Below are 25,809 nucleotides of genomic sequence, written 5' to 3' on the forward strand. Positions count from 1 at the left end.
TGTCGCGCGACGCGCGTTACGCGGTCAGTTCCGACGCGGTCTTGCCGACCTGCGACTCGTCGATCGCGCTCATGATCCCGTGCTCCATCAGCAGATCTTCGAGCTGGTCCATCGTGATCGGCGTCGGGATCGTGCCGTTGCCCGCGTTGTTGTGAATCTTGTTGGCGAGCTGGCGATACTCGTTCGCCTGCTTCGAATCCGGCGCAAACTCGATCACCGTCATGCGGCGCAGCTCCGCGTGCTGCACGATGTTGTCGCGCGGCACGAAGTGGATCAGCCGGGTGCCGAGCATGCCCGCCAGCGCTTCGGCGAGCTCGAGCTCCTTGTCGGTCTGACGCTCGTTGCAAACGAGGCCGCCGAGGCGCACGCCGCCGCTGTTGGCGTACTTCAGGATGCCCTTCGAGATGTTGTTGGCCGCGTACATCGCCATCATCTCGCCCGACATCACGATGTAGATCTCCTGTGCCTTGTTCTCGCGAATCGGCATCGCGAAGCCGCCGCACACCACGTCGCCGAGCACGTCGTACGACACGTAGTCGACGCCGTCATACGCGCCGTTCTCCTCGAGGAAGTTGATCGACGTGATGACGCCGCGCCCCGCGCAGCCGACGCCCGGCTCCGGGCCGCCCGACTCGACGCAGCGAATGTCCTTGTAGCCGATCTTCATCACGTCCTCGAGCTCGAGATCCTCGACCGAGCCGGCCTCCGCCGCGAGCGACAGGATCGTGTCCTGCGCCTTCGCGTGCAGGATCAGGCGCGTCGAGTCGGCCTTCGGGTCGCAGCCGACGATCAGGATCTTCTGGCCCAGATCGGTCAGCGCCGCGAGCGTGTTCTGCGACGTGGTCGATTTGCCGATGCCGCCTTTGCCATAGAAGGCGATTTGCCGAAGTTGAGACATTGCGTGCTCCACATTGAGAAAAGAGGTTGAAACCAGGGTTGCGAAATCGCGACCATGTCAGCCTGCCGTGTCCGTATCGCCTTTGGTCTTCTTCTGTCGCACCGCGCATCGGCCAGGAGTTGTCCGCAGCCCAGCAATTGCAGCTTCCGTGCCAACCCGCACGACATTCGTTGCAACGCCCGTCGCGACGGGCCGGCTGCGCGCGGCGCGAGGTCGGCGCCGGCTTCCCTCGTCGTGTCGGATTCCCGACAAACGCCGCGCGCAGCGTCGCAAACGACACGCAGTTGTCGCGCATCCATGCGTGGTTTTGTCCGCTTCGTCCGCTGCGGCCCGGCGGATCTCGCCTGGTACGGTTGTTGCACCAAGCGGCTTCATGAACACGCCCGCCCATTCCGCTCATTCGCTTCACGCGGCGCCGTCGCCTTTCGATCGTCTCGGCGGCACAGCCGCGCTCGCGCGCATCGTCGATGCGTTCTATCGCCAGATGGACACGCGGCCCGACGCCGCCGGCATCCGCGCGATGCACGGCGCGGATCTCGGCCCGGTGAAGACGGTGCTCGTCACCTATCTGTGCGAGTGGCTCGGCGGCCCGCGTCACTATTCGGCGCAGCGCGGGCACCCGCGTCTGCGGATGCGGCATCGCGCGTTCGCGATCGGCATGGCCGAGCGCGACGCGTGGCTCGCCTGCATGCGCGCGGCGCTCGACGAATGCGGCGTCGAGCCGGCACTGCGGGACGAACTGATGCAGGCGTTCTTCACGCTGGCCGACTGGTTGCGCAACACCGGGCGATGACGTTCGCCCTCACCTTTGACGACGACACCGAGGATTTTTCATCATGACCGAAGCGCTCACCCGCACCACGCTCGACGACACCGCGTTCGCGCGGCTCGAAGCCGAAGGCCGTCTGCTCAACCCCGTGCTGAAGGGGCTCACGAATACCTTCGGGCGGGTCGGATTCCGCGGCGAACTCGCGCTGCGTTTCGCGGCCAAGCTCGCCGACGAAGCGCGCCCGCCCGAGCTGACCTGCGATCAGGTGATGGCCGTCGCGACCTTCGGCGAGCCGCACCTGCCGTTCTTCGCGGGCTTCCTGCTGAGCTTCGAATATCTGAAGGACGTCGCCGAAGTGCTCGGCGACACGTTGAGCGCCGGCGGCAAGTACTTCCTGTTCTGCGACAACATCGACCTGAGCAAGCGCTACCAGGTGCCGTACAAGGGCGCGATGTTCTACGTGCTGCCGATTCTGGAGAGCACCGTCTACAACGAGATGCTCGAGCTGCTCTATCTGGAGAAGAGCGAACTGAAGAAGAAGGACACCGCGGGCAAGCTCGACGCCGTCGCCGACGCGGCGCTCAAGTTCGACGTCACGTTCGACACGATCACGTACGCGGAAGGGCTCGAACTGATGGGCCCCGTGCGCAACCCGAACGAGAATCGGCCCGTATGAGCGGCCGCGAACCTGTCGCTTCACGCCACCCGCACGAGCGGGCCTGAGCAACGTGGGGCGGCCCGGCGTTTCCCGCGCGCCGGCACCGGCGCCCGCGGGCCGCTTGGCCGAACCCTGTCCGTCAACCGGAGCCGGAGCACGACCATGTCCCTGCACAGTTCCTTCGTCGCACGCCGCGGCGGCAACCTGCGCGCGGTGCGCGACGACGACCCGCCGCGCGCACGGATGCCCGCCGCGCTCGCCACCTGGCTCGCGTGGCACGACTATCCCGATCTGCACTCGTGCGGCATCGGCGGCGTCACGCCGCTGATGCTGGCCGCGCTGCAAGGCGAGGACGGCGTGCTCGACGCGCTGCTCGCGCACGGTGCGCGGCTCGACGCACTCGACGACGCCGGCAACGGCGCGCTGTGGTATGCGTGCATCGGCGGCGCGCCCGCGCCGATCCTGCGGCTGATCGAGGCGGGCGCCGACGTCGACCACGCGAACGACGACGACGTCACGTGTCTGATGCAGGCGGCCGCGAGCGGCCGGATCGAGGTGATGCAGCTGCTGCTGTCATGCGGCGCGAGCGAGACGCTATGCGCGCCGGACGGCCGCAGCGCGCGCGACATGGCCACCGATCGTGCGCTGCAGTTGCTGCGCGAATCGCACCGGCTCGCGCATGCGGCGCAGGACGACGCGGCATGAGCGCGTGTGCTTCGCGTCGCCCGGCTTCGGGTTACACGCGCGCCGATGCGGCGGGCGCTCTCGACCATCTGCTCCGGCCGGTATTCCGGCACGAGCGCCATGCAGCCGGACCGAGCCGCGACGCATACCACACCGCGTTCCGGCGCGATGAGGGCGCGCCGCTCGAACCGCTGCCGCTCGCGGACGCACGCGTCGTCGGCAAGCGCATGCAGCGCGAGCGTTCGCAATGAAGGGGCAACGCGTCTTTCGACGTCTCACGGTCAACGAGCTCGGCGCGTGGCGCGGCCGTCATCCCGATGCGCTGGTGCTCGACGCGCGCGATGCCGACAGTCATGCGCGCTCCGGCTGGCCGGACGCCGTGCGGCTGTCGCGCGACAACCAGGACGAGCTGTTGCTGCGCACGCGGCGCGGCCGGCCGATCCTGATCTACTGCCATCGCGGCAACGCGAGCCAGGCCTGGGCGCGCATGTTCGCGGACTTCGGCTTCACGGTCGTCTGCGACCTGATCGGCGGGCACGCGGCATGGGCCGCGAGCGTTGCCGGCGCGAACCCGTCCGGCAGCCCGGTCGAGCCGGCGCTTGCCGCGTGGCTCGCGAGCGTCGGCTTCGTCGGCCCGAGCGCGCGCGACGCGCACGACAACACGCCGCTGATGGTTGCCGCGTGGCGCGGCGCGCACGACGCCGTCGACGCGTTGCTGGCACACGGCGTGGCGGTCGATGCGATCAACGCGGACGGCAACAACGCGCTGTGGCTCGCCTGCGTGCACGGCGACCCGGCCGGCATCGAGCGGCTCGCGCGGGCCGGCGTGCCGCTCGACCATGCGAACGTGACGGGCGCGACCTGCCTGATGTACGCGGCATCGTCGGGCAAGGCCGCGGTCGTCCGTGCGCTGCTCGCGCTGGGGGCCGATCCGGCGATCCGCTCGCGCGACGGCTTCACCGCCCTCGACATGGCCGCGACGGCCGAATGCCTGCAATTGCTGCGCCGACTCTGATGAAGGATCTTGCGATGGCTCATGTCACGTTTTACGAAAAACCCGGCTGCGGCGGCAATGCGGCGCAGAAGGCGCTGCTGGTCGCCGCCGGCCACACGCTCGAGGTGCGCAATCTGCTGCGCTGGCCGTGGACGCCGAAGACGCTGTTCGCGTTTCTCGAGCCGCTGCCGGTGCACGAATGGTTCAACCGCGCGGCGCCGGACGTGAAAGCCGGCCGGATCGTCCCCGAGGCGCTCGACGCCGCGGCCGCGCTCGCGCTGCTGCTGGCCGAACCGTTGCTGATCCGCCGGCCGCTGATGGAAGCGGGCGACGGCCGGATGGTCGGCTTCGATGCGGCGCGCGTGCATGCGTGGATCGGCCTCGGTCCGTTGACGGCGGCAGACGCGCCGCCAGGTTCGCTCGAAGGCTGTGCGGCCGCCACGACGGGCTGCGCCGCCGCGTCCGCCTGAATGCAATTTGACCGGAGAGCCGCCATGCCTCTTTACGACTATCGGTGCCGCGACTGCGGCCGGACCTTCGAAGCGCTGGTGCGGGCGGGCGCGTCGCCCGCGTGTCCGCACTGCGGCAGCACCGCGCTCGACAAGCAGGTCAGCGCGCCCGCGCCGCCCGGACGCTCGCGCGAGATCGTCAGGAACGCCCGCCGGCAGGCGGCCCATGAGGGCCATCTGAGCAACTTCTCGGCCGCGGAGCGCGCGAAGCTGCTGAAGTAGCGGAACGACGGGGGGCGCGTCGGTCGGGCGGCGCGCGCGATGCGGTTCTCAAGAGCCGCTCGCGACATCGACGCCCGCCTCCGCATGCCGCCTCACGACGGCCTCACGTCTGCCTCACACGAAGCTCAACAGCTCGACGGTCACCGGTTCGTCGCCGAGCACCGCCTGGCACGCAAGCCGCGATTTCGAGCCGACCCCGACGATCGCATCGAGCTTTTCGTTCTCGGTGCGCTGAATCTTCGACAGGCTCTTGCGGCCCTCCTGCACGAACAGATGGCACGACCCGCATTCGGCCTTGCCGTCGCATTTGTGCGCGATGGCCTCGCCGACGCCGAGGAGCGCCTGCAACAGCGTCGCACCGACGGCGACATCGTAGGATTTACCGGAAGGAAGAACGGTCAGGATGGTCATGGTCAGATACTCACGGGACGATAAAGACAACAAGGAAAACGGCGGAAACCACCGCGTGACGACACGCCGCGCCGCGGCCGTCACGCGGGAAGCGCGTGCCTCAACTCGGCGACCAGCGCGCGGGCGAAGGCATCGAGCGGCATCGCGATCCGCTCGATGCGCTGCTCGTCGAGGAAGCGCGCCTCCATCCGCGTCGGCTCGTCGGGCAGCACGGCCCAGTGCGTATCGGACGAACGCTTCATGATCTGACGCGCGAAGCTGCGGGCGAGCTGGTCGTCGAAGCGGCAACCGACGAACAGGAAGCTGCGGCCGCTGCGCCACGCCTGCACCGCGGGCGGAATCGGCGTCTGGATGTCGATCTCGGTCAGCACTTCGACGAAGTCGCTGTCGGACACCAGATAGTTCGCGGCGGGCGCATGCGCGCCGATCGGCTTGTAGAGCAGCGCGCCGGCGGACGGCACCTCGGGCAGCCGCGCGCCGTGCGCGTCGTAGCCGGCGAACCATTCGCCGAAGTGCTCGGACTGCGACAGCCCCTGCACCTGCGCCCAGCCGCCCGGCCGCATGCGCGCGAGCGCCGTCGCGAAGGTGTCGTCGTACCAGGTGTCGACATACAGGCCCGCCCCGCTCGCGGCGAGCGCGCAATGCAGCGCCGACGGCGCCGGCGAGGCCGCGAACGCGTCGTTCATCAGGCTCACCACCGACTTGCGATGCTTGAAGTTCTCGATGAACTGCGCGGCCTGCGTGAGCCGGTGGCGGATCTTGTGCGGCACGCTGACCTTGTCGGTCATCAGCCGCGCCAGCGCCTCCGCGGTGGCCGGCACGCGCACGTCGGCGCACAGCGCGAGCAGGCCCGGGCCGAGATACGGAATGATGCTGCCTGCCTCGATCCGGCGGGCGATGTGCTCGATCGACATGCTCATGAACGGCTTCCTCACAGATAGATCGCGGCTCCCGCGCCCACGTTGGTCGCGGTGTCCTTCAGGGTCGTGACGATGAACTTCACCTGGTCGGCGTCGAGCAAGGTGTGCAGCGGCAGCGCCAGCGCGCGGTCGCCGATGCGCTCGGTGTCCGGCAGCACGCCGCGCTTGCGGCCGATCGAGTCGCCCGCCTGCATGTAGTGGAACTGCTCGTGCAGCGGATGGCTGTATGCGGCGGTCTCGATTCCGCACGACTTCAGATCGTCGATCATCTGCGCGCGCGCGCTTTGCGTGAAGCGCTTGCCGAGGTGCACGACGTACAGCATCCAGTTCACCTCGTCGACGTCGTCGGCCGTGTACGGCGGCTTGATGCCTTCGAAGCTGCGCATCTGCTCGTGATACCAGCGCTCGACCTGCTTGCGCTGCGCGAGGCGCTCGTCGAGGCTCGCGAGCTGCGCGAGACCGAGCGCGGCCGTCAGCTCGCTGATACCGGCCTGCAGCGGCACGCGCGCGCCGACCGACACCGAGCCGCGGTCCGCGACGCGCCGCTCGCGCAGATAACGCAGCTCGTGCACGAGCGCGTCGTCGTCGGTGACGAGCATCGCGCCCTCGCCCGCGCACAGCGCGCTCGGCGCCGAGAACTCAAAAATCGCGACGTCGCCGAACGAGCCGACCGTGCGGCCGCGGTAGCGCGAGCCGAGCGCCTCGGTGCTGTCCTCGATCAGCGCGAGCCCGTGCGCATCGGCCAGCTCGCGCAGCGGACCCCACGCGGCGGGATGGCCGTTCGTGTTGCCGGCGAGGATCGCCCGCGTGCGCGGCCCGATCTTCGAGCCGGCCTTGTCGGCGCTCAGGCAGCCGCTCCAGTAATCGATGTCCGCGAACACCGGCGTCGCGCCCGCGAGCGTGATCGCCTGCGCGACCTGATGCCAGGTGTGCGATGCGCAGATCACCTCGTCGCCGGCCCCGATGCCGAGCGCGCGCAGCGCGAGCCACGCGCCGAGCGTGCCGCTCGCGACCGCGACCGCATGCGCGCGGCCGGCCCAGCCCGCGAATGCGCGCTCGAACGCTTCGCGCATCGGCCCGTCGCTCCAGCGCGACGAGCGCAGCACCGCGCTCACCAGCTCGATTTCACGCGCACCGCACGCCGGCTCGGCGAGCGCAATCTCGTCAAGTTCCATGGCCGCTCCCATCGTCGGTCAGGATCAGCGCGTTCGCTTCGCTCGCATGCGCCGTGATCGACAGGCACATCCCGGCGATCCGGACGAAGTAGACGGCCCGCGCGCCGACGCGCAACGCGGGCGTCTCGCCGCACATGTCGGCCGCGCCGAGCCGCATCGTGCGCACGTCCGGAAAGCGCTCGCGCCACCGGCTCGCGGCGGCGTCGAGCGTCGACGCCGAGCCGATCAGCTCGGCCGCGGCCTGGACTTGCTCGGCGGTGAGCGCCATGTCATTCCTCCACGCCGGCGATACGCCGCGCTTCGACCGTCACGGGCAGCGCCGTGGCGGGATCCATCTCGGGCAGCTCGAGCTGCCAGCCATTGCCGAGCGTGACGAGCCCGCCCCACATCTGCGGCCGCGCCATCGACACGATCGGCTCCTCGAGGTCCTTCTTCGGCACGTAGGCGCTCAGCACGCCTTTGCTGTCTCTGCGGATCATCACTTTCACGATAAAGACTCCGGGGATACGACGGGTTCAGGTCGGCTGCACGGCCGCTTCGGCCAGCAACGGCTTCAACAACGGGGGCAGCGCGGCGAGCAGGTAATCGATGTCGCGCGCGCTGGTGGCCGCGCCGAGCGAGAAGCGCACGGCGCCGAGCGCCTCGTCGCGCGGCACGCCCATCGCGCTCAGCACGTGCGACGGCTCGCTGCCGCCGGACGAGCACGCCGAGCCCGACGACGCGCACACGCCGATCTGCTCGCAGCGCTGCAAGACGGTGTCGGCGTCCAGCCGGCCGACGCGCAGGCAGCTCGTGCCGGGCAAGCGCGGCGCGCTCGCGCCGTACACGTGCACGCCGGGCAGCGCCGCGCGCAGGCCGGCCTCGAACGCGTCGCGCAGCGCGGCGATCCGCGCGGCGTCGGCGAGCGCATCGGCCAGCCGCTCGAGCGCCGCGGCGAAGCCGACGATCGCGGGCAGGTTTTCGGTGCCGCCGCGCCGGTGCCGCTCCTGGCTGCCGGGAAACTGCGCCGCGAGCGGCACGCCGTCGCACACCAGCAGCGCGCCGATCCCTTTCGGCCCGTGCAGCTTGTGCGCGGACAGCGACACCGCGTCGGCGCCGAGCGCCGCGAAATCGAACGGCAGCTTGCCGACCAGCTGCGTCGCGTCGACGTGCAGCAGCGCGCCCGCCGCCTGCACGAGCGCCTTCACGTCGGCGATCGGCATCAGCACGCCGGTCTCGTTGTTCGCCGCCATCACCGACACCAGCGCGACGTCCGGGCCGATCACGCGCGCGGCGCTGTCGAGATCGAGCACGCCGTCCGGTCGCACCGCGATGAAATCGACCGGACGGCCCTGCGCGGCGAGCGCGTGCGCGAGCTTCAGCTGCGCCGCATGCTCCGTCGCGCCGAAGACAAGCCTGCGCCGCACGGCCGGCGCCGGGGCCGGGGCAGACGCCGACGCTGCGGCCGGCGCCCCGAGCCCGAGCACGGCGAGATGATTCGCCTCGGTCGCGCCGCTCGTGAAGACCACTTCCCTGGCCTTGCAGCCGAGCGCGCCGGCGATCGTCGCGCGCGCGGCGGCCAGCGTGCGCTTCGCCTGCTGTCCGGCGCCATGCTGCGACGACGCGTTGGCCCACACGTCGGTCAGCACGGCGAGCATCGCGTCGATCGCCGCGGGCGCGGGCGCCGTCGTCGCGTTGTGGTCGAGATAGATCATCGTCGCTCCCCGTCGTGCGTCACGGCCAGAACACGCGCTCGGCGTCGACGCACAGCAGCTCCAGCAGCAGGTCGAGATCGGCGCTTTCGTACCGCCACGACCAGCGGCGCGCCGCATGATCGCGGGCGTACAGGCTCCAGCGCCCGGCGGGGCCGCGCGCGAGCCGCGCGATGTCGATCACGCCGCCGCCCGGGTCGACGTTGCGCGAGCAGCACGGGCTCTCGATCCGGAAGCCGTCGGCGTCGCGCAGCACGCGCGGGCTCACGTAGCGATAGCGCGCACGCTCGCGCAGCGCGCGTTCGATGCGCCGCTGCGTGAAATCGACGACGCTCGCCGGCTGGCCGCGCCCTGGCGCCGCTCGCCCCTGCGTCATCATCGCGCCGCCCCGTCGTGTTCGGGCAGCAGGCCGGCCGGCGCCGGCGCGATCTCGTCCTCGGTACAGCCGATCACCTGCCGGCCGAATTCGACCAGGTAGACGGGCTCCCCCGTGTCGACGACCTGCCCGACGTTGACGATCTCGCCCACCGCGCCCGCGTCGACGAGGCGCGCGCCGGGCGCATGGTCCGGATAGCTGCCGTCGTTGCACAGATCGTCCAGCGCGACGACGCGCATGCCCCACGAATATTCGGGCTCCCGCATGGGCTCCATCATGTTCACGATGACGTCTCCGGTTCTCCGCGCGCCGCGGCGTGCGGCCCGTCGGCTGCAACGGCCCGCCCGAGCTCGCCGAGCCGGCTCGCGTGCGCGCCGAGCTTCGCGAGCACGTCGTCGGGCAGGTTGTCGAGCGTGCACAGCTCCTTCGCGCGCATCCCGACCCGGTGGCCGGTGTCGACGAAGTCGACCGCATAGATATAGAACTGCTGCAGGAACGTGTTGATGCTCGTCACGTAGCCGACGTCGCCCTTGTTGACGAGCACCTCGCCGATGTCCTTGCCGCTGTAGGTGCCGTCGTTGCGCACCGCCGAGCGCGCGACCACCCGCTCGCCGAACGAAAAACGCGGCGGATGGGCGACCTCGATCACGTCGTCGTCGCGGTTGATGTCAGCCATGGTCCGCTCCACTATCGAGTTCCAGCGGTTGCGACGGATCGTCCGAACGCAGCCGGCGCCTGGCGAGCGCGCACACTTCGTCGTCCGCATCGTCGAGCAGCAGCACGACGATGCCCGGCGGCGCGCGCCGCGCGATCTCCCAGCGCACGCGCCAATCCGCGTCGCCGAGCAGGTTGCCGAGCAACGGCGCCGGCAGCCGCGCGGCGACGCGCCGACGCACCTCGGCGTCGGCATCGTCCACCATCCGCAGCAGCGCCGGCATGTCGAGCCGCTCGGCCACGCGCATGCGCACGCCGCGATCGGCGTCCCGCGCCATCGACGGCAGCAGCGCGACCGGCAGGCGGCGCGCGACCCAGTCGCGCACGCCGTAGTCGGGATCGGTCCGCATGCTCGCGAGCACGGCCGGATCGACGCGCTGCGCGACGCGGATCCGCACCTCGCGATGCGGATCGCCGGCGAGCCGCGACAGATATGCGTGCGGCAGGCGCAACGCCACCTGCAGCCGTACGGTTTCGTCCGGATCGTCGATCAGCGCGGGCAGGCGGAACACGTCCGCGTAGCGCGCGGCGATCGCGCGCACCTCGAAATACGGGTGCGCGAGCTGTTCGTTGGCGAGCGCCGGATGCCAGCTGAAGAAGCGGTCGATCCGGCGCGCATACGCGTCCTGCATGCAGGCGCGGCCCGGCTCGCAGCCGGCTTCGCCCGCGCGGCCCCGCAGCGCCGCGTACGGGCAGCGCGCGCAGTCGAGCGCGCCGCCCTGCCAGTCCAGCGGCGGGATGTCGCCGGCGGGCGCCGACGCGCGCGGCGCGGTCGGCGCGTTCGCGTCGGCCTGCGCCGGGACGCTGCGCGCCCGGCCGAGCGCGCTATCGCGAGACGGCGCGGCGGCGCGCTCGCGCGGCGACCGCCCTGCGCGCGGGGAGCGTGGCGAGCGGTTCATCTCGGCGTCTCCGCCCAGCCGCGCGCCGGATGCGCGTGCAGCGCGTCGTCGTCATCGCCGTCCGCGCAGCGTTCGTCGCGCGTCAGCACGTGCAGCAGCAGTGCGCCGCCCACCCGGTCGTCCGGGTCGAGGCGCCGCAATTCGTCGAGCAGCGAGCGCGCCGCCGCGCGCTCGCCGAGCCGCAGGTTCAGGTATGCGAGCCCTTTCATCACGAACAGCTGGAAGCGCACCGTCGCGTCGTAGCGCACCGCGTCGCCCGTCGGCGGCGCATCGCCGACGCGCGAGCCGAGCGCCGTGCGCACGAGCGCAAGCGCTGCCTCGCCGACCGCACGCGCCTGCGCGAGCCGATGGCCGTAGAAATGGAAGCGGTACAACGCGATCAGCGGCGCCGGATGCGCGGGCAGCGCCGCCCGCGCGCGTTCGAGCAATGCCAGCGCGTCGTCCGGGCGGTGCTGCAAACGCCCGGCGGCGTCGATCCATGCGGCAACGGGTGCCGGCAGACCGCCGCCGAGCGCCGAACACGCGAACGCGGAGAGTGCGTCGTCGAGCGTGCGGGATTCGCCGTACATGGTCCGCTCCCGTCGGTCACGACGCGCGCGACAGCTCGGGCGGCCGGCCGCGGCCGATCGCGTCGATGCCGATCTTCGCGACGCCGGGCTCCGCCGGCGCGGCGCTGCTGCACGCGCACGGCGCCTGGTTCGGGTTCGTGAACGTGAGGCCCGACTGCGTCGCCGTTTCGACGAAATCGATCGTCACGCCGTCGAGCAGCATCCGGCTTTCCGCGGGCAGGAACACGCGCAGGCCGTCGGCGTCGAGCACCGCCTCGCCCGCCTGCGGCGCGGCCTCGGCGCTGAACGCCGCGTTATAGCCCGAGCAGCCGCCGGCGCTGACGACGAGCCGGAAGCCCGCGCCGGCCGGCAAGCCCGAGAAGCGCACGATACGGCGCATGAACTTGTCCGCCGCGGCGGTGATGGTGACATTCGGCAGCATGATCGCGATTCACTCCTTGTCGTTGAACGCGTTGAACGCGTGGACGGCGGCCGGCACGCGGCTCACGCCGGCACGATGCAGCCGTCGACCGGGCACACCGCGACGCATTGCGGGCTGTCGAAGTGCCCTTCGCATTCGGTGCACTTCTTGGGATCGATCGCGAATACGCCGCCTTTTTCGCCGATCGCGACGTTCGGGCACTCCGGTTCGCACGCCGAGCAGCCGGTGCAGGTCGAAGCGATGATCTTCAGGGACATGGTGACGCTCCTGTTGTGGGTGAGATCCTGATGACGCGCGCGTTACGCCGCCGCGCTGCCGGTGTACGCGCCCTGCCGGATCGCCGCGTCGCCGCGATCCGCATGCACGACCGCGCCGGACGCGACGCGGCCGCGGTAATCGTCGAACCATGCGAGCGCGGCCTTCTCGATGAACTCGCCGGAGAAACGCTCGACCGGCTCGATGCCGGCCTGCGCCAGCTCGTCGCGCGGGCACGCGCCGATCTTCGCGACGAGCACCGCATGGCAGTCGTTGATCGCGCGCACGACCGACGGCAATTGCTCGTCGTCGCCGAAACCGCCCTGGCAGTACAGGTCGACGCGGCGATGGCCGACGAACAGCGCTTCCGATGCGGACACCTCGAAGATCTGGAATTCGCTCACGTGGCCGAAGTGCTCGTTGACGCGCCCGCCGCCCTTCGTCGCGACGGCGACCAGCACCTTGAGATCCGTGGCGACGTCGCTCGCCATCGACGCCGCGAGCGCCTCCTGCTTCGCCGCATGCTGCGCGCTGCGTTCGGCCTCGACGCGGTCCTGATAGGCCCGGCGGCGATCGAGGTCGTAGACCACTTCCATCTCGTCGATCCGGTCGAGCGTGAACTCGTCGCTGCGGTCCTCGCCGAGCAGGCCGACCGCGTCCGCGCGGCATTGCCGGCAGTGCCGCATCAGGTTCGCGCCGCCCATGCACGCGTCCTGCACGGCCTTCAGTTCCTGCGCGCTCGGTCCGCGCTGGCCGTTCAGGCCGAAATAGGTGCCGTGCTCGGGCTCGGAGATCAGCGGCATGATGTTGTGCAGGAAGGCGCCGCGCTTCTTCACCTCGCGGTTCACCTCGATCAGGTGCTCGTCGTTGACGCCGGGGATCAGCACCGAATTGATCTTGGTCAGCACGCCGCGCGCGGTGAGCATCTCGAGCCCCTTCATCTGCTGCTCGTGGAGGATCTGCGCGGCCTCGTAGCCGGTCACGCGCCGGTGGTCCCAGAAGATCCACGGATAGATCTTCGCGCCGACGGCCGGGTCGACCATGTTGATCGTGATCGTCACGTGGTCGATGTTGTAGCGGCAGATCTCGTCGACCAGCGCAGGCAGCGCGAGGCCGTTGGTCGACAGGCACAGCTTGATGTCGGGCGCCTGCTCCTGGAGCATCCGGAACGTGTCGAAGGTCTTCTGCGGGTTCGCGAGCGAATCGCCGGGGCCGGCGATGCCGAGCACCGTCATCTGCGGAATCTCGCTCGCGACCGCGACGACCTTCTTGACCGCCTGCTCGGGCGTGAGCTTCTGCGACACGACGCCGGGGCGCGACTCGTTCGAGCAGTCGTATTTGCGGTTGCAGTAGTTGCACTGGATGTTGCAGGCGGGCGCGACGGCGACGTGCATCCGCGCGTAGTGGTGATGCGCCTCTTCCGAGTAGCACGGGTGGTTCTTGACCTTCTCCCAGATCTCGGCGGGCATGTCGTCGGGGCCGCCCGACGAGCCGCAGCTCGCCTTGCCGTCGCCGCCGTGCGTGCCGCAACCGCCGCCCGCCGGGACGTCCGCTGGCATACCGAGCGGTTTGATCTCGCCGATGCCGATATAGGCCGACGCGGGGGGCATGCCGACGTTCTGTGCGCTGTGCATGGACTTCTCCTGGAATTCGACGGGGACGACGTGCGACGTTAAAAGCCAGAACCGTGCCACGCCGCGACGCACGCAGCGGCGCGCCTGAGCGGCCGATCCGATGTCCGGTTTGTCGGGCCGGCGCGCGTTCCGCGACGAGAACGGCGGCCGCCGCTGTCGCGGTTGCGACAAACGACACAATCGGGGAGCGACGGAGGGAAGCGCGCCGATGCGTCGGCGGCTGCGGCGGGATGGGAATGCGCGCGTGCGCGTGAGGCCGGTCGGGAAGGAAAGCGGAAGCGGAAGCGGCGTGCGCGCATGCGGCGGCGCAAGCGCGCAGTCAAACGCCGCGCGTGCAGCTCAGCGCACGCGCGGCGCGGCGGTGGCGGTGGCGGTGGCGATCAGAACCGCCGCACCTCGATGCCGTACTTGTGCAGCGCGTAGCCGATCTGTCGCGGCGTGATCTTCAACAGGCGCGCGGCCTTCGCCTGCACCCAGCCGCAGCGCTCCATCGCCCAGATCAGGCGCTCGCGCTCGCCTTCCGGCTTGCCTTCGTCGTCGCCGTTCATCGCGAACGCGTCGTCGTGGTCGTGCTCGTGGTCATGGAACGCATCGTCGAACGGGTCGTCCGCGAAGCCGCCGTCGCGCGGCAAGCCGCGGTGATCGCCGGCGCCCGGCGCGGGCACCTCGCAGATCGGAATGTCGAGCAGCCGCGCGGGACGCACCGCGTCCTCGCGCTCGATGTGATGCAGCACCTTCGTCAGGCAGCGGTCCTCCTGGCACAGGAACGCGAGGCGGTCGATCGTGTCGTGATGCGTCATCGTCGCGGTGCGCTCGACGCAGTTCTCGAGCTCGCGCACGTTGCCGGGCCAGTAGCAGCTCGTCAGCACGCGCATCGCGTCCTCGCTGAAGCGCAGCGCGCGGCCGTTGTCGCGGTTGAAGCGATCGAGAAAATGCTGGGCCATCGCCGGGATGTCGTCGCGCCGCTCGCGCAGCGGCGGCAACTGGATGCTGACGACGTTGATCCGGTAGTAGAGATCGGCGCGGAACTCGCCTTCCTTCACCATCCGCTCGAGATTGCGATTGGTGGCGAGAATCAATCTCACATCGACTTTCACCGGCGCCGCGCCGCCGACCCGCTCGAACTCGCGCTCCTGCAGCACGCGCAGCAGCTTCGCCTGGAACGACGGCGAGATGTCGCCGATCTCGTCGAGGAACAACGTGCCGCCATGCGCCAGTTCGAAACGCCCCTTGCGCAATCCCTGCGCACCGGTGAACGCGCCCTTCTCGTGCCCGAACAGCTCGCTTTCGAGCAGCGTCTCGGTCAGCGCCGCGCAGTTCACCGAGATGAACGCGTGGTCGTTGCGCGGCGACAGCCGGTGGATCGCGCGCGCGATCACCTCCTTGCCGGTGCCGCTCTCGCCGCGCAGCAGCACCGTCGTGCGGGCCGGCGCGACCTGATGGACCTGCGAGAACACCTGCTGCATCGGCGCTGACACGCCGACCACCTGATCGAGCTGCTGCACCGGCCGGATCGCCTTCTGCATGCGCCGCACCTCGTCCTGCAGGCGGTCGTGCGCGCAGCTGACGCTGCGATGTAGCAGCATCGCCTGCCCCATCAGCGTCGCGACGATCTTCATCAGATACAGGTCGTTCGCGAACACGCGGTTGCGATCGGGGTTCGAACAAAACGCGACCAGCACGCCCAGCGTACGCTGCTCGTGGCGAATCGGCATGCCGAGCATCGCGACCGAGCCGTCGTCGGGCTCGCCCGCGCCGCCCGTGCGATCGAGGAACAGCGGCTCGTCGCGCACTTCCGGCACGATCACCGGCGAGCCGCTCGTGAAGATGCGTCCGACGATGCCCTCGCCGGGCAGGAAGCGCACGCGCTGGCGCCAGTCGTCGGCGAGGCCGGTGCAGCACAGGCCGCGCAGGTAGCCGTCCGGCTCGACGACGACGACGAACGCCGAGCGCCAGCCCAGCGTGTAGGACAGGTAACGCAGCGACGTGAGGAAGGTCTGCGAGACGTCGAGCGACGATATCAGCGTCTTGCCCACTTCATAGACCACGTCGAGATCACGGCGATGCTCGCTTGCATGGGAATTCGGCATGGCTTTCGCTCCTGCGATGGCTCGCCCGCGCGTGCAGCACTCCGGCGCGACGTAATGGCGAAGCAATATCTGCGCCCATCTCGTGCCGCCGGATCGTGACGCCTGCCCGCGGCGACAAAGCCGACACAGGCGAGAAACGACCAGACAAAGGCGACAAGGTCGCGCGCCGTTCGCCGGGTGCGCGCGACAAACTCGACAATGCGCAGCTCGACATCCACGATATCAAGCGAAAAAAAAGCGTGGCATGGATGTTGCAAATCCGGCGGTCGTCAACCCACCGTCGTCATCCCTCCACGCGGAGCATGCAATGGCCTATAGCGACAAGGTCCTCGACCACTACGAAAACCCGCGCAACGTCGGCTCGTTCGACGCCGGCGCCGACGACGTCGGCACCGGCATGGTCGGCGCGCCCGCATGCGGCGACGTGATGCGGCTGCAGATCCGCGTGAATGCCGACGGCGTGATCGAGGACGCGAGATTCAAGACCTACGGCTGCGGCTCCGCGATCGCGTCGAGCTCGCTCGTCACCGAATGGGTGCGCGGCCGCACGCTCGACGAAGCGCTCGCGATCAAGAACACCGACATCGCCGAAGAACTCGCGCTGCCGCCCGTGAAGATTCACTGCTCGATTCTCGCCGAGGACGCGATCAAGGCCGCCGTCGCCGATTTCCGCTCGCGGCATCCGGGCGCGGGCGGCGGCGAGACGCTCGCCGAGCAGCCGGTCTGCACGTCCACGCCGAACTGAACGCTTCACTCCTTCGAGGATCACCCCATGGAACTCCTGCAACCGTCCGCCGACGCCGCGCCCGTCCCGCTGCCGGCCTTTCTGGACTTCACGCCCAACGCGGCCGCGAAAGTCGCGGCGCTGATCGACGCGGAAGGCAACCCGCAGCTGAAACTGCGGCTCTACGTGTCGGGCGGCGGCTGCTCGGGCTTTCAATACGGTTTCGCGTTCGACGACCAGGTCGCCGATGACGACCTGCAAGTCGTCACCGACGGCGTCACGCTGCTGATCGACGCGATGAGCCGGCAATACCTCGCGGGCGCCCGCGTCGACTACGAGGACGGGCTCGAAGGCTCGCGCTTCGTGATCCAGAACCCGAACGCGCAGAGCACGTGCGGCTGCGGCAGTTCCTTTTCCGTGTGAGCGCGCGATGGCCATCTCCGTCACTCCAGCGGCCGCGCGCCACATCGAGAAAGCGCTGCAAAAGCGCGGCGCCGGGCTCGGCCTGCGCGTCGCGGTCAAGACGAGCGGCTGCTCCGGCTTCGCCTACGCGCTCGAATTCGTCGACGCGCCGAACGACGACGATCTGTGCTTCGCGACGCACGGCGTGACCGTCGTCGTCGACCCGCGCAGCCTGCCGATGCTCGACGGCACCGAGCTCGACTTCGTCCGCGAGGGCCTGAACGAAGGCTTCAAGTTCCACAACCCGAACGCGACCGCGAACTGCGGCTGCGGCGAGAGCTTCGCCGTCTGAGCACGCCCGCACGCGACATTCGCACCGACCGCACGGAGACCCGCCATGGCCCTGCTGCAGATCGCCGAACCCGGCCGCGCCGCCGCGCCGCATCAGCACCGGCTCGCCGCCGGCATCGACCTCGGCACGACCAACTCGCTCGTCGCGACCGTGCAGAGCGCGCTCGCGCGCGTGCTGCCGGATGCGGACGGCCACGCGCTGCTGCCGTCGATCGTGCGCTATCTGCCGTCCGGCGCAACCGAGGTCGGCCGGCTCGCGCAGCTGCGTCAGGTCGACGATCCGCAGAACACGATCGTGTCGGTGAAGCGCCTGATGGGCCGCGGCCTCGCGGATGTCGCGGGCGCCGACGCCCTGCCGTACCGGTTCGTCGAACGGCCCGGCATGGTCGCGCTCGACACGGCCGGCGGCGTGCGCACGCCCGTCGAGGTGTCGGCCGAGATCCTGCGCGCGCTGCGCGTGCGCGCCGAGACGGCGCTCGGCGGCGAGCTGGCCGGCGTCGTCATCACGGTGCCCGCGTATTTCGACGACGCGCAGCGGCAAGCGACCAAGGACGCCGCGCGGCTCGCCGGCCTGACCGTGCTGCGCCTGCTGAACGAGCCGACGGCCGCCGCGGTCGCTTACGGCCTCGACCGCGGCGCGCAAGGCGCGTACGTCGTCTACGATCTCGGCGGCGGCACCTTCGACGTGTCGGTGCTGAAGCTCGCGAACGGCGTGTTCGAAGTGCTCGCGACGGGCGGCGACTCGGCGCTCGGCGGCGACGATTTCGATCACGCGATCGCGGCGTGGCTGTGCCGCGCGCACGGCGTCGACCCGCTCGCCTCGCACGCGCCCGGCGACCAGCGCGCGATGCTGAGCGCCGCGCGGGCGGCGAAGGAAACGCTGTCGCACGCGGCGAGCGCCGATCTCGCGATCCGGCTGTCGAGCGGCGTCGAGCTGCGGCAAACGCTGTCGCGCGCGGCGTTCGCGGGGCTCGCGGAAGCGCTCGTCGCGCGCACGCTGGCGGCGACCAAACGCGCGCTGCGCGACGCGCAGCTGGCGATCGGCGAGCTGGACGGCGTGATCCTCGTCGGCGGATCGACGCGGATGCCGGTCGTGCGCGACGCGGTGCGCAGCCTGTTCGGCCGCGAGCCGCTGGCCGACATCGATCCCGATCAGGTGGTCGCGCTCGGCGCCGCGAAACAGGCCGACGTCCTCGCCGGCAACGCCGGCAGCGACGCGTGGCTGCTGCTCGACGTGTGCCCGCTGTCGCTCGGCATCGAGACGATGGGCGGCCTCGTCGAGAAGATCATTCCGCGCAACTCGACGATTCCGGTCGCACGCGCGCAGGAATTCACGACGTTCAAGGACGGCCAGACCGCGATGTCGATTCACGTCGTGCAGGGCGAGCGCGAATCGGTGGGCGACTGCCGCTCGCTCGCACGCTTCACGCTGCGCGGGATTCCGCCCGCGGTGGCCGGCGCCGCACGCATCCGCGTCACGTTCCAGATCGACGCCGACGGGCTGCTGGCCGTCACCGCGCGCGAGCAGCGCAGCGGCGTCGATGCGCACGTCGAAGTGAAGCCGTCTTACGGCCTGAGCGACGACCAGGTCGCGTCGATGCTGCGCGATGCGATCGACACGTCCGTGGCGGACATGCAGCTGCGCGCGTGGCGCGAAGCGCAGGTCGATGCGCGCAGGATGCTCGACGCGACCGAAGCCGCGCTGACGGAGCACGCATCGCTGCTGTCGGCCGACGAACTCGCGGCGGTCCGGCAGGCGCTGTTCCGCGTCGCCGACGCGCTCGGCACGGCCGCGCCGCTCGACGCGCTGCGCGAGGCCGCCGACGCGCTGTCCCGCGCCACCGAGCAGTTCGCCGCGCGCCGGATGGATGCGTCGATCCGCAGCGCGCTCGCCGGGCGCGCGCTCGACAGCCTCGCGTAACGGATACCGAGGAGCGCGTATGCCCTGCGTCCGGGTTCTGCCTCATCCTGCGCTGTGTCCCAACGGCCATGCATTCGATGCGCCGCGCGGCGCGTCGTTGTGCGAGAGCCTGCTCACGAGCGGCATCGCGCTCGAGCACGCTTGCGAAATGGTCGCCGCGTGCGCGACCTGCCATGTGTACGTGCGGGAAGGCGGCGCGTCGCTCGCGCCGCCGGACGACGAAGAGAACGACCAGCTCGATCGCGCGTGGGGGCTCGACGCGCAGTCGCGGCTCGCGTGCTGCGTGAGCCTCGGCAACGACGACCTGACGATCGAACTCCCGCGCCACACGCGCAATCTCGCACGCGAACGCTGAGCGCGCGGGCCGTCCTCGGGCCGCCGTTCGTCTCTTCGTCACGCGCCTGCCGCTCATCCCGCCCGTACGTCCGCCTGCGCGACACGTTGCACGCGCAACGTCGCGCGCACCGCGCGCCGACGACCCGACATCCAGCCGACGCACCGCTGTCCGAAACAGCACATTCGCGACACGCGTGGGCGGCAAGCCGCCATCCGCGCGCTGCGCGATTCGCGCAAACCCGCGTCGCGACGGCCTCTCGCGCCCCCATGCGCAATTGGCACGACCTTTGCAAATACGTATCGCAACGCCCTCTGGAATCGCAACCATGTCCATTCCGATCATCAACGACACGACACTGCGCGACGGCGAACAGACCGCCGGCGTCGCGTTCACCGTCGAGGAGAAATGCGCGATCGCGACCGCGTTGTCGAACGCCGGCGTGCCCGAACTCGAAATCGGCATCCCGTCGATGGGCGCCGACGAAATCGCGGACATCCGCTCGATCGTCGACCTGAATCTCGACGCGAGCGTCATGGTCTGGGGACGCCTGACGCCGGGCGACCTCGCCGCGGCGCTGCGCTGCCGGCCCGACATCATCCACCTGTCCGTGCCGGTGTCGGACATTCATCTGCAATACAAGCTGCGCCAGCCGCGCGCCTGGGTATTCGCGCAGATCAGGCGCGTGATCGGCGAGGCCGTGCGCAGCGACCTGAAGATCTCGCTCGGCGCCGAGGACGCGTCGCGCGCCGACCCGGCGTTCCTCGCCGACGTCGCGCGGCTCGCGCAGCAATGCGGCGCGCAGCGCATCCGCTTCGCCGACACGCTCGGCGTGCTCGATCCGTTCTCGACCTACGAAGCCGTCGCGCGTCTGCGCGACGCCGTCGACATCGAGATCGAGATGCACGCGCACAACGATCTCGGGCTCGCCACCGCCAACACGCTCGCGGCGCTGCGGGCCGGCGCGACGCATGCGAACACGACGGTCAACGGCCTCGGCGAGCGCGCGGGCAACGCGGCGCTCGAGGAAGTCGTGATGTGCTCGCGCCATCTGCTCGGCCGCGACACCGGCGTCGACACCACCGCGCTCGTCGGCATTTCGCGGCTCGTCGAGCATGCGTCGGGGCGGCAGGTCGCGCTCAACAAGAGCATCGTCGGCGGCGGCGTGTTCACGCACGAGTCGGGCATCCACACCGACGGCCTCGCGAAGAATCCGACGACCTACGAGAGCTTCGATCCGGCCGAGCTCGGCCGCGCGCGCTCGCTCGTGCTCGGCAAGCATTCCGGCTCGCACGGCGTGCGCCATGCGTACGAGGCGCTCGGGCTGCCGGTCGCCGACCAGCTCGTGCCGCTGCTGCTCGCGCGCATCCGCCAGCATGCGACCCAGACGAAGCAGGCGCCGAACGCGGCCGATCTGTACCGGTTCCTGGTCGAGACGCGCGAACTCATCGAGGAATGGTCATGAGCGCCGTGCCGCGCACCGCATCCCCATCGGCGGCGGCCGAGCGCGCCGCCGGCCGCTCATGGTGGGCCTTGCTGCGCGGCGACGCACGCTGCGTGCTCGAGCGCGATCCGGCCGCGCGCAGCCGGCTCGAGGTCTGGACCATCTATCCGGGGCTGCACGCGCTCGCCGCGCACCGCGTCGCGCATGCGCTGTGGCGGCGCGGCTGGCGCTATCTGCCGCGCGTGCTGTCGTTCGTCGCGCGCATGGTCACGCAGGTCGACATCCATCCCGGCGCGACGATCGGCCCGCGCCTGTTCATCGATCACGGCTCGGGCGTCGTGATCGGCGAGACGGCCGAGATCGGCGCCGACTGCACGCTCTATCACGGCGTCACGCTCGGCGGCACCAGCCTGCACGCAGGCAAGCGCCATCCGACGCTCGGCGAGCGCGTGATCGTCGGCGCGGGCGCGACGATCCTCGGCCCGATCGCGGTCGGCGATGGCGCGCGGATCGCGGCGAACTCGGTCGTGATCGACGCGGTGCCGGACCACGCGACCGTCGTCGGGATTCCGGCGCGCGTGGTCGCGCCGCGCGACCGGCGCACCGCGCACGGCTACGACCTGAACCATCACCTGATTCCCGACCCGGTCGGCAAGGCGCTCGCGTGCCTGCTCGATCGCGTCGCCCGGCTCGAGCAGTCCAGCCAAGGCGGCCCGCTGCCGCCGCGTCCCGGCGCACCCGGCGAACCATGCTGCGGCGACGGCTGCATGGACGCCGTGCACGCGCCATCCCCGTCCCGCCGTCCGGAGTGATTCGCCATGACGCCCCTCGCCGAACGATTGAAACACCTGTCCTCCGCGGAGGACTTCCTGCAGTTCTTTGGCGTGCCGTTCGACCAGAAGGTGGTCGACGTCTGCCGTCTGCACATCCTCAAGCGCTTCTTCCAGTACATCCGGCAGCAGGCGTCGATCCCGCAGGACACCGAAGCCGCGCTGTTCGCCGCCTACCGCGACCAGCTCGCACGGGCCTACCGCGACTTCGTCGCGTCGACGCCCGCCGAGGAAAAGGTCTTCAAGGTATTCCAGGACGTCGACGGGCGGCAGCACGTGTCCGTCGACACTCTCCGCGCGTCGCTGCCGGCGCGCGGCACCGCATGACGGAGAAACCCACCATGCACATCGTCGTCTGCATCAAGCAGGTTCCGGATTCGGCGCAGATCCGGGTTCATCCGGTCACCAACACGATCATGCGGCAGGGCGTGCCCGCGATCCCCAATCCGTACGACCTGTTCTCGCTCGAAGAGGCGCTGCGCCTGAAGGACCGCTTCGGCGGCATGGTCACCGCCCTCTGCATGGGGCCGCCGCAGGCCGAGGACGCGCTGCGCAAATGCGTGAGCTACGGCGCCGACGACGCGATCCTCGTGACCGACCGCGCGTTCGCGGGCGCCGACACGCTCGCGACCTCCTATGCGCTCGCGGCCGGCATCCGCCAGATCGCGCGCGAACAGGCGGTCGACATCGTGTTCACCGGCAAGCAGACGATCGACGGCGACACCGCCCAGGTCGGCCCCGGCATCGCGAAGCGGCTCGGGATGCAGTTGCTGACCTACGTGTCGCGGATCGTCGAGATCGATCCCGAGGCGCGCACGATCGTCGTCGAGCGCCGCGCGGAAGGCGGCGTGCAGGTGCTGAAGACCGCGCTGCCGTGTCTCGTCACGATGCTCGAGAACACCAACGAGCTGCGCTTCGCGACGATGCCCGCGATGATCCATGCGGCCGGTTTTCCGGTGCGCAGATGGAACAAGGAGGACGCCGGCATCGAGGACGTGACGAAGATCGGGCTGAAGGGATCGCCGACCGTCGTCAGCAAGGTGTTCGGCCCGACCCCGCGCAGCGAGAAGGCCGACCTGCTCGAACTCGACACGTCGACGCTGCGCGACGTGTCGCTGACCTTGCTGCAGAAGATCTTCACGCGTCATCCGACGCTCGAAACCGACCTGCTGATGAAGGAGTCGACATGACGACCGCCGCCAACCCGCCCGCCGCGCCCGTCAGGAAGGCCGGCGGCCGCAATCTGGAGCTGCCCGAGCACCTGAAGGCGTACAAGGGCGTCTGGGTGTTCGTCGAGCACGACCGCGGCCACGTGCACGGCGTGTCGTGGGAACTCGTCGGCGAGGCGCGCAAGCTCGCCGACAAGCTCGGCAGCGACGTGTCCGTCGTGCTGCTCGGCGGCCCCGACGAAGCGCTCGAGACGTTCGCCGCCGACGCGTTCGGCTACGGCGCCGACAAGGCCTACGTGATTCACGCGCCGGTCCTGCACGGCTACCGGAACGAGCCGTTCACGAAGGCGCTCACCGAGCTCGTCAATCGCTACCAGCCCGAAATCCTGCTGCTCGGCGCGACGTCGATGGGCCGCGACCTCGCCGGCTCGGTTGCGACCACGCTGTTGACCGGACTGACGGCGGACTGCACCGCGCTCAACATCGATCCGGCCACACGTGCGCTGGCGGCGACGCGGCCGACCTTCGGCGGCTCGCTGCTGTGCACGATCATGACGCTCGCGTACCGGCCACAGATGGCGACCGTGCGCCCGCGCGTGATGGCGATGCCGCGCGCCGAGCCCGGCCGCGGCGGCGAGATCGTGCAGGAGACGTTCGGCATGGTCGAAACCGACATCGTCACGAAGCTGCTCGACTTCATCGCCGACGCGAACAGCAACCGCATCAACCTGCCCTATGCCGACGTGATCGTGAGCGGCGGCAAGGGGCTGAAGAACCCGGAGAACTTCCGCCTCGTGTTCGAGCTCGCGCGCGTGCTCGGCGGCGAGGTGGGCGCGACGCGCCCGTGCGTGCAGGCCGGCTGGGTCGAGGCCGACCGGCAGGTCGGCCAGACCGGCAAGACCGTGCGGCCGAAGCTCTACATCGCGGCCGGCATTTCCGGCGCGATCCAGCATCGCGTCGGGATGGAGAGCGCGGACGTGATCGTCGCGATCAACACCGACCCGAACGCGCCGATCTTCGACTTCGCGCACTTCGGCATCGTCGGCAATGCGATGCAGGTGCTGCCCGCGCTCACGCAAGCGTTCGCGGAACACCTGTCGGTTCGCGGCAAACAGGTCGCATAAGGAGCAGCGAAATGAAAAAACCGTCGCAATTCGACGCGATCGTCGTCGGCGCGGGGCCGTCGGGCAATGCCGCGGCCTACACGATGGCGAAGGCCGGCCTCAAGGTGCTGCAGATCGAGCGCGGCGAGTATCCGGGCAGCAAGAACGTGCAAGGCGCGATCCTCTACGCGAAGGCGCTCGAGGAGATCATCCCCGACTTTCGCGACGACGCGCCGCTCGAGCGTCACATCATCGAGCAGCGCCTGTGGATGCTCGACGAGACGTCGTTCGTCGGCACGCACGTGCGCAGCGACGACTACAACAAGCCGCCGTACAACCGCTACACGATCATCCGCGCGCAGTTCGACAAGTGGTTCTCGTCGAAGGTGCGCGAGGCCGGCGCGCTGGTCATCTGCGAGACGACCGTCAACCATCTGATCCTCGACGGCGACCAGGTGGTCGGCGTGCAGTGCGATCGCGAGCAGGGCGACGTCTACGCCGACGTCGTGATCCTCGCCGACGGCGTGAATTCGACGCTCGCGCGCAAGGCCGGTTTCCACGACGAGATCGACGCCGGCAACGTCGCGCTCGCCGTCAAGGAAATCCTGTTCATGCCGGAGGAGACGATCCGTCAGCGCTTCAACATCGGCGAGGACGAAGGCGTCGTGATCGAGATGGTCGGCCGGATCACCGACGGCATGATGGGCACGGGCTTCCTCTACACGAACCGCGAATCGCTGACGATCGGCGTCGGCTGCATGCTGTCCGATTTCAAGCAGAACGCGAACCGCACGAGCCCGTACGTGCTGATCGAGCAGATGAAGCGCCATCCGGCGATCGCGCCGCTGATCGAGGGCGGCGAGATGAAGGAATACTGCGCGCACCTGATCCCGGAAGGCGGCTTCCACGCGGTGCCGCGCGTGTACGGCAACGGCTGGATGATCGTCGGCGACTCGGGCGGCTTCGTGAATGCCGCGCACCGCGAAGGCTCGAACCTCGCGATGACGACCGGGCGCCTCGCGGCCGAGACGGTGATCGCGGCGAAGGCAGCCGGCCGCGGCTATCGCGCGGGCGAGCTGAAGGCGTACAAGGCGAAGCTCGACGACAGCTTCGTGATGAAGGATCTGTACAAGTACCGCGACATGCCGGACACGCTGCACCGCAATCCGCAGTTCTTCACGACCTATCCGGATCTGGTCGCGAACGCCGCGCGCACGATGATCACCGTCGACGGCGTCGACAAGAAGACCAAGGAGCGCGCGATCGTGTCGAGCTTCCGCAAGAGCCGTTCGTTCGCCGGGCTGGTCGGCGACGCGTTCAAAATCTGGAGGGCATTCCGATGAGCACCGTGACAGTCAACGTCGAGGAAAAGCTGTTTCAGAACCGCTACCGCGTCGACGCGGGCCGGCCGCACATCCGCATCAAGAGCACGGACGTCTGCCTGAACGACTGCAGGCAAAAGAGCTGCACGTTCGTCTGCCCGGCGTCGTGCTACAAGGCCGAAGGCAACGGCGCGGTGACGCTGATCACCGACGGCTGCCTCGAGTGCGGGAGCTGCCGGATCCTGTGCAGCGAACATCAGAACATCGAATGGGAGTACCCGCGGGGCGGCCACGGGATCCTGTTCAAGTTCGGTTGAAGG

The 25,809-nt window shown here is 69.8% G+C and carries 35 protein-coding genes; 19 read left to right on the forward strand and 16 right to left on the reverse strand.

Annotated elements, in window-relative coordinates:
* Positions 1–16: 16 nt before the first annotated feature.
* A complete protein-coding gene (gene nifH, locus C3Y15_RS00460; RefSeq protein WP_011880146.1) occupies positions 17–898 on the reverse strand; it encodes a nitrogenase iron protein in 882 nt (293 codons plus the stop codon).
* 373 nt (positions 899–1,271) lie between these two features.
* Here nifH and C3Y15_RS00465 point away from each other — a divergent pair, with 373 nt between their 5' ends.
* The 7 genes from C3Y15_RS00465 (at position 1,272) to C3Y15_RS00495 (ending at position 4,734) form a co-directional block, all read left to right on the forward strand.
* Positions 1,272–1,691, forward strand: coding sequence for a group II truncated hemoglobin (locus tag C3Y15_RS00465; protein WP_059493816.1), 420 nt, complete (start codon positions 1,272–1,274; stop codon positions 1,689–1,691).
* A gap of 43 nt (positions 1,692–1,734) precedes the next feature.
* Entirely contained in the window at positions 1,735–2,343 is a 609-nt protein-coding gene (locus C3Y15_RS00470; protein WP_014725866.1) for a hypothetical protein, read from the forward strand.
* Between the two features lie 144 nt (positions 2,344–2,487).
* Positions 2,488–3,030 (forward strand): ankyrin repeat domain-containing protein, encoded by a 543-nt coding sequence (locus C3Y15_RS00475; protein ID WP_059493814.1) that lies wholly within the window; start codon positions 2,488–2,490, stop codon positions 3,028–3,030.
* A complete protein-coding gene (locus C3Y15_RS00480) occupies positions 3,027–3,260 on the forward strand; it encodes a hypothetical protein (protein ID WP_059493812.1) in 234 nt (77 codons plus the stop codon). The genes C3Y15_RS00475 and C3Y15_RS00480 overlap by 4 nt, the downstream gene beginning before the upstream one ends.
* Positions 3,257–4,024 carry an ankyrin repeat domain-containing protein gene (locus tag C3Y15_RS00485; protein ID WP_059493811.1) on the forward strand — a complete coding sequence of 256 codons (768 nt, stop codon included), beginning with the start codon at positions 3,257–3,259 and terminating at the stop codon, positions 4,022–4,024. Before C3Y15_RS00480 ends, C3Y15_RS00485 begins: the two co-directional genes overlap by 4 nt.
* Before the next feature lie 14 nt (positions 4,025–4,038).
* Positions 4,039–4,473 carry an ArsC/Spx/MgsR family protein gene (locus C3Y15_RS00490; protein WP_059461447.1) on the forward strand — a complete coding sequence of 145 codons (435 nt, stop codon included), beginning with the start codon at positions 4,039–4,041 and terminating at the stop codon, positions 4,471–4,473.
* A gap of 24 nt (positions 4,474–4,497) precedes the next feature.
* Positions 4,498–4,734 carry a zinc ribbon domain-containing protein gene (locus tag C3Y15_RS00495; protein ID WP_014725861.1) on the forward strand — a complete coding sequence of 79 codons (237 nt, stop codon included), beginning with the start codon at positions 4,498–4,500 and terminating at the stop codon, positions 4,732–4,734.
* A gap of 114 nt (positions 4,735–4,848) precedes the next feature.
* Here the strand turns inward: C3Y15_RS00495 and C3Y15_RS00500 are convergent, their stop codons facing one another.
* The 15 genes from C3Y15_RS00500 to nifA form a co-directional block, all read right to left on the reverse strand.
* On the reverse strand, positions 4,849–5,145 hold the full coding sequence (locus tag C3Y15_RS00500) for a 2Fe-2S iron-sulfur cluster-binding protein (RefSeq protein WP_011880138.1): 297 nt from the start codon (positions 5,143–5,145) through the stop codon (positions 4,849–4,851).
* 80 nt (positions 5,146–5,225) lie between these two features.
* Positions 5,226–6,065, reverse strand: coding sequence for an SIR2 family protein (locus C3Y15_RS00505; RefSeq protein ID WP_059493809.1), 840 nt, complete (start codon positions 6,063–6,065; stop codon positions 5,226–5,228).
* Between the two features lie 11 nt (positions 6,066–6,076).
* The gene (locus C3Y15_RS00510) at positions 6,077–7,240 is read right to left on the reverse strand and encodes a DegT/DnrJ/EryC1/StrS family aminotransferase (protein ID WP_011880136.1); all 1,164 of its coding nucleotides are present in this window, start codon (positions 7,238–7,240) and stop codon (positions 6,077–6,079) included.
* Complete coding sequence (locus C3Y15_RS00515) at positions 7,230–7,508, reverse strand: hypothetical protein (protein WP_059454648.1); 279 nt, start codon at positions 7,506–7,508, stop codon at positions 7,230–7,232. The genes C3Y15_RS00510 and C3Y15_RS00515 overlap by 11 nt, the downstream gene beginning before the upstream one ends.
* 1 nt (position 7,509) lies before the next feature.
* Complete coding sequence (nifT, locus tag C3Y15_RS00520; RefSeq protein ID WP_059454647.1) at positions 7,510–7,728, reverse strand: putative nitrogen fixation protein NifT; 219 nt, start codon at positions 7,726–7,728, stop codon at positions 7,510–7,512.
* 27 nt (positions 7,729–7,755) lie between these two features.
* Entirely contained in the window at positions 7,756–8,934 is a 1,179-nt protein-coding gene (locus tag C3Y15_RS00525) for a cysteine desulfurase family protein (RefSeq protein ID WP_059493807.1), read from the reverse strand.
* 19 nt (positions 8,935–8,953) lie between these two features.
* Positions 8,954–9,310, reverse strand: coding sequence for a hypothetical protein (locus tag C3Y15_RS00530; protein WP_041494367.1), 357 nt, complete (start codon positions 9,308–9,310; stop codon positions 8,954–8,956).
* Positions 9,307–9,573: a nitrogen fixation protein NifZ gene (locus C3Y15_RS00535; RefSeq protein WP_226246403.1), complete on the reverse strand. Its 267-nt coding sequence runs from the start codon at positions 9,571–9,573 to the stop codon at positions 9,307–9,309. Before C3Y15_RS00535 ends, C3Y15_RS00530 begins: the two co-directional genes overlap by 4 nt.
* A 14-nt stretch (positions 9,574–9,587) precedes the next feature.
* Positions 9,588–9,983 (reverse strand): nitrogen fixation protein NifZ, encoded by a 396-nt coding sequence (locus C3Y15_RS00540; protein ID WP_034192744.1) that lies wholly within the window; start codon positions 9,981–9,983, stop codon positions 9,588–9,590.
* The gene (locus C3Y15_RS00545; protein WP_081052187.1) at positions 9,976–10,920 is read right to left on the reverse strand and encodes a 4Fe4S-binding leucine-rich repeat protein; all 945 of its coding nucleotides are present in this window, start codon (positions 10,918–10,920) and stop codon (positions 9,976–9,978) included. Before C3Y15_RS00545 ends, C3Y15_RS00540 begins: the two co-directional genes overlap by 8 nt.
* The gene (locus C3Y15_RS00550) at positions 10,917–11,489 is read right to left on the reverse strand and encodes a hypothetical protein (protein WP_059493805.1); all 573 of its coding nucleotides are present in this window, start codon (positions 11,487–11,489) and stop codon (positions 10,917–10,919) included. The genes C3Y15_RS00545 and C3Y15_RS00550 overlap by 4 nt, the downstream gene beginning before the upstream one ends.
* Positions 11,490–11,505: 16 nt before the next feature.
* On the reverse strand, positions 11,506–11,910 hold the full coding sequence (locus C3Y15_RS00555; RefSeq protein ID WP_059454644.1) for an iron-sulfur cluster assembly accessory protein: 405 nt from the start codon (positions 11,908–11,910) through the stop codon (positions 11,506–11,508).
* Positions 11,911–11,972: 62 nt separating this feature from the next.
* Entirely contained in the window at positions 11,973–12,167 is a 195-nt protein-coding gene (locus tag C3Y15_RS00560; protein ID WP_011880126.1) for a 4Fe-4S binding protein, read from the reverse strand.
* Positions 12,168–12,209: 42 nt separating this feature from the next.
* Positions 12,210–13,799 (reverse strand): nitrogenase cofactor biosynthesis protein NifB, encoded by a 1,590-nt coding sequence (gene nifB / locus C3Y15_RS00565; protein ID WP_059493803.1) that lies wholly within the window; start codon positions 13,797–13,799, stop codon positions 12,210–12,212.
* Between the two features lie 380 nt (positions 13,800–14,179).
* A complete protein-coding gene (nifA, locus tag C3Y15_RS00570; RefSeq protein WP_059493801.1) occupies positions 14,180–15,889 on the reverse strand; it encodes a nif-specific transcriptional activator NifA in 1,710 nt (569 codons plus the stop codon).
* 307 nt (positions 15,890–16,196) lie between these two features.
* Here nifA and iscU point away from each other — a divergent pair, with 307 nt between their 5' ends.
* From iscU to C3Y15_RS00630, 12 genes are all read left to right on the forward strand, one after another.
* Complete coding sequence (gene iscU / locus C3Y15_RS00575; RefSeq protein ID WP_046424817.1) at positions 16,197–16,634, forward strand: Fe-S cluster assembly scaffold IscU; 438 nt, start codon at positions 16,197–16,199, stop codon at positions 16,632–16,634.
* Positions 16,635–16,661: 27 nt separating this feature from the next.
* On the forward strand, positions 16,662–17,036 hold the full coding sequence (erpA, locus tag C3Y15_RS00580) for an iron-sulfur cluster insertion protein ErpA (protein WP_011880122.1): 375 nt from the start codon (positions 16,662–16,664) through the stop codon (positions 17,034–17,036).
* 7 nt (positions 17,037–17,043) lie between these two features.
* On the forward strand, positions 17,044–17,367 hold the full coding sequence (gene iscA, locus C3Y15_RS00585) for an iron-sulfur cluster assembly protein IscA (RefSeq protein ID WP_011880121.1): 324 nt from the start codon (positions 17,044–17,046) through the stop codon (positions 17,365–17,367).
* Between the two features lie 45 nt (positions 17,368–17,412).
* A complete protein-coding gene (gene hscA / locus C3Y15_RS00590; RefSeq protein ID WP_059493799.1) occupies positions 17,413–19,287 on the forward strand; it encodes a Fe-S protein assembly chaperone HscA in 1,875 nt (624 codons plus the stop codon).
* Positions 19,288–19,306: 19 nt separating this feature from the next.
* On the forward strand, positions 19,307–19,642 hold the full coding sequence (locus tag C3Y15_RS00595; protein WP_059493798.1) for a 2Fe-2S iron-sulfur cluster-binding protein: 336 nt from the start codon (positions 19,307–19,309) through the stop codon (positions 19,640–19,642).
* Positions 19,643–19,949: 307 nt separating this feature from the next.
* Complete coding sequence (nifV, locus tag C3Y15_RS00600) at positions 19,950–21,086, forward strand: homocitrate synthase (protein ID WP_046424825.1); 1,137 nt, start codon at positions 19,950–19,952, stop codon at positions 21,084–21,086.
* On the forward strand, positions 21,083–21,877 hold the full coding sequence (gene cysE, locus C3Y15_RS00605; protein ID WP_124259701.1) for a serine O-acetyltransferase: 795 nt from the start codon (positions 21,083–21,085) through the stop codon (positions 21,875–21,877). The genes nifV and cysE overlap by 4 nt, the downstream gene beginning before the upstream one ends.
* 6 nt (positions 21,878–21,883) lie before the next feature.
* Positions 21,884–22,222 (forward strand): nitrogenase stabilizing/protective protein NifW, encoded by a 339-nt coding sequence (gene nifW, locus C3Y15_RS00610; protein ID WP_014725847.1) that lies wholly within the window; start codon positions 21,884–21,886, stop codon positions 22,220–22,222.
* Between the two features lie 14 nt (positions 22,223–22,236).
* On the forward strand, positions 22,237–23,085 hold the full coding sequence (locus tag C3Y15_RS00615) for an electron transfer flavoprotein subunit beta/FixA family protein (protein ID WP_014725846.1): 849 nt from the start codon (positions 22,237–22,239) through the stop codon (positions 23,083–23,085).
* A complete protein-coding gene (locus tag C3Y15_RS00620) occupies positions 23,082–24,188 on the forward strand; it encodes an electron transfer flavoprotein subunit alpha/FixB family protein (RefSeq protein ID WP_059454637.1) in 1,107 nt (368 codons plus the stop codon). The genes C3Y15_RS00615 and C3Y15_RS00620 overlap by 4 nt, the downstream gene beginning before the upstream one ends.
* Positions 24,189–24,199: 11 nt before the next feature.
* Complete coding sequence (locus C3Y15_RS00625) at positions 24,200–25,510, forward strand: FAD-dependent monooxygenase (protein ID WP_011880113.1); 1,311 nt, start codon at positions 24,200–24,202, stop codon at positions 25,508–25,510.
* On the forward strand, positions 25,507–25,806 hold the full coding sequence (locus tag C3Y15_RS00630; RefSeq protein ID WP_011880112.1) for a ferredoxin family protein: 300 nt from the start codon (positions 25,507–25,509) through the stop codon (positions 25,804–25,806). Before C3Y15_RS00625 ends, C3Y15_RS00630 begins: the two co-directional genes overlap by 4 nt.
* The last annotated feature ends 3 nt before the right edge of the window (positions 25,807–25,809 follow it).

Source organism: Burkholderia sp. B10, assembly GCF_004368385.1.
GTDB classification, from domain to species: domain Bacteria; phylum Pseudomonadota; class Gammaproteobacteria; order Burkholderiales; family Burkholderiaceae; genus Burkholderia; species Burkholderia vietnamiensis.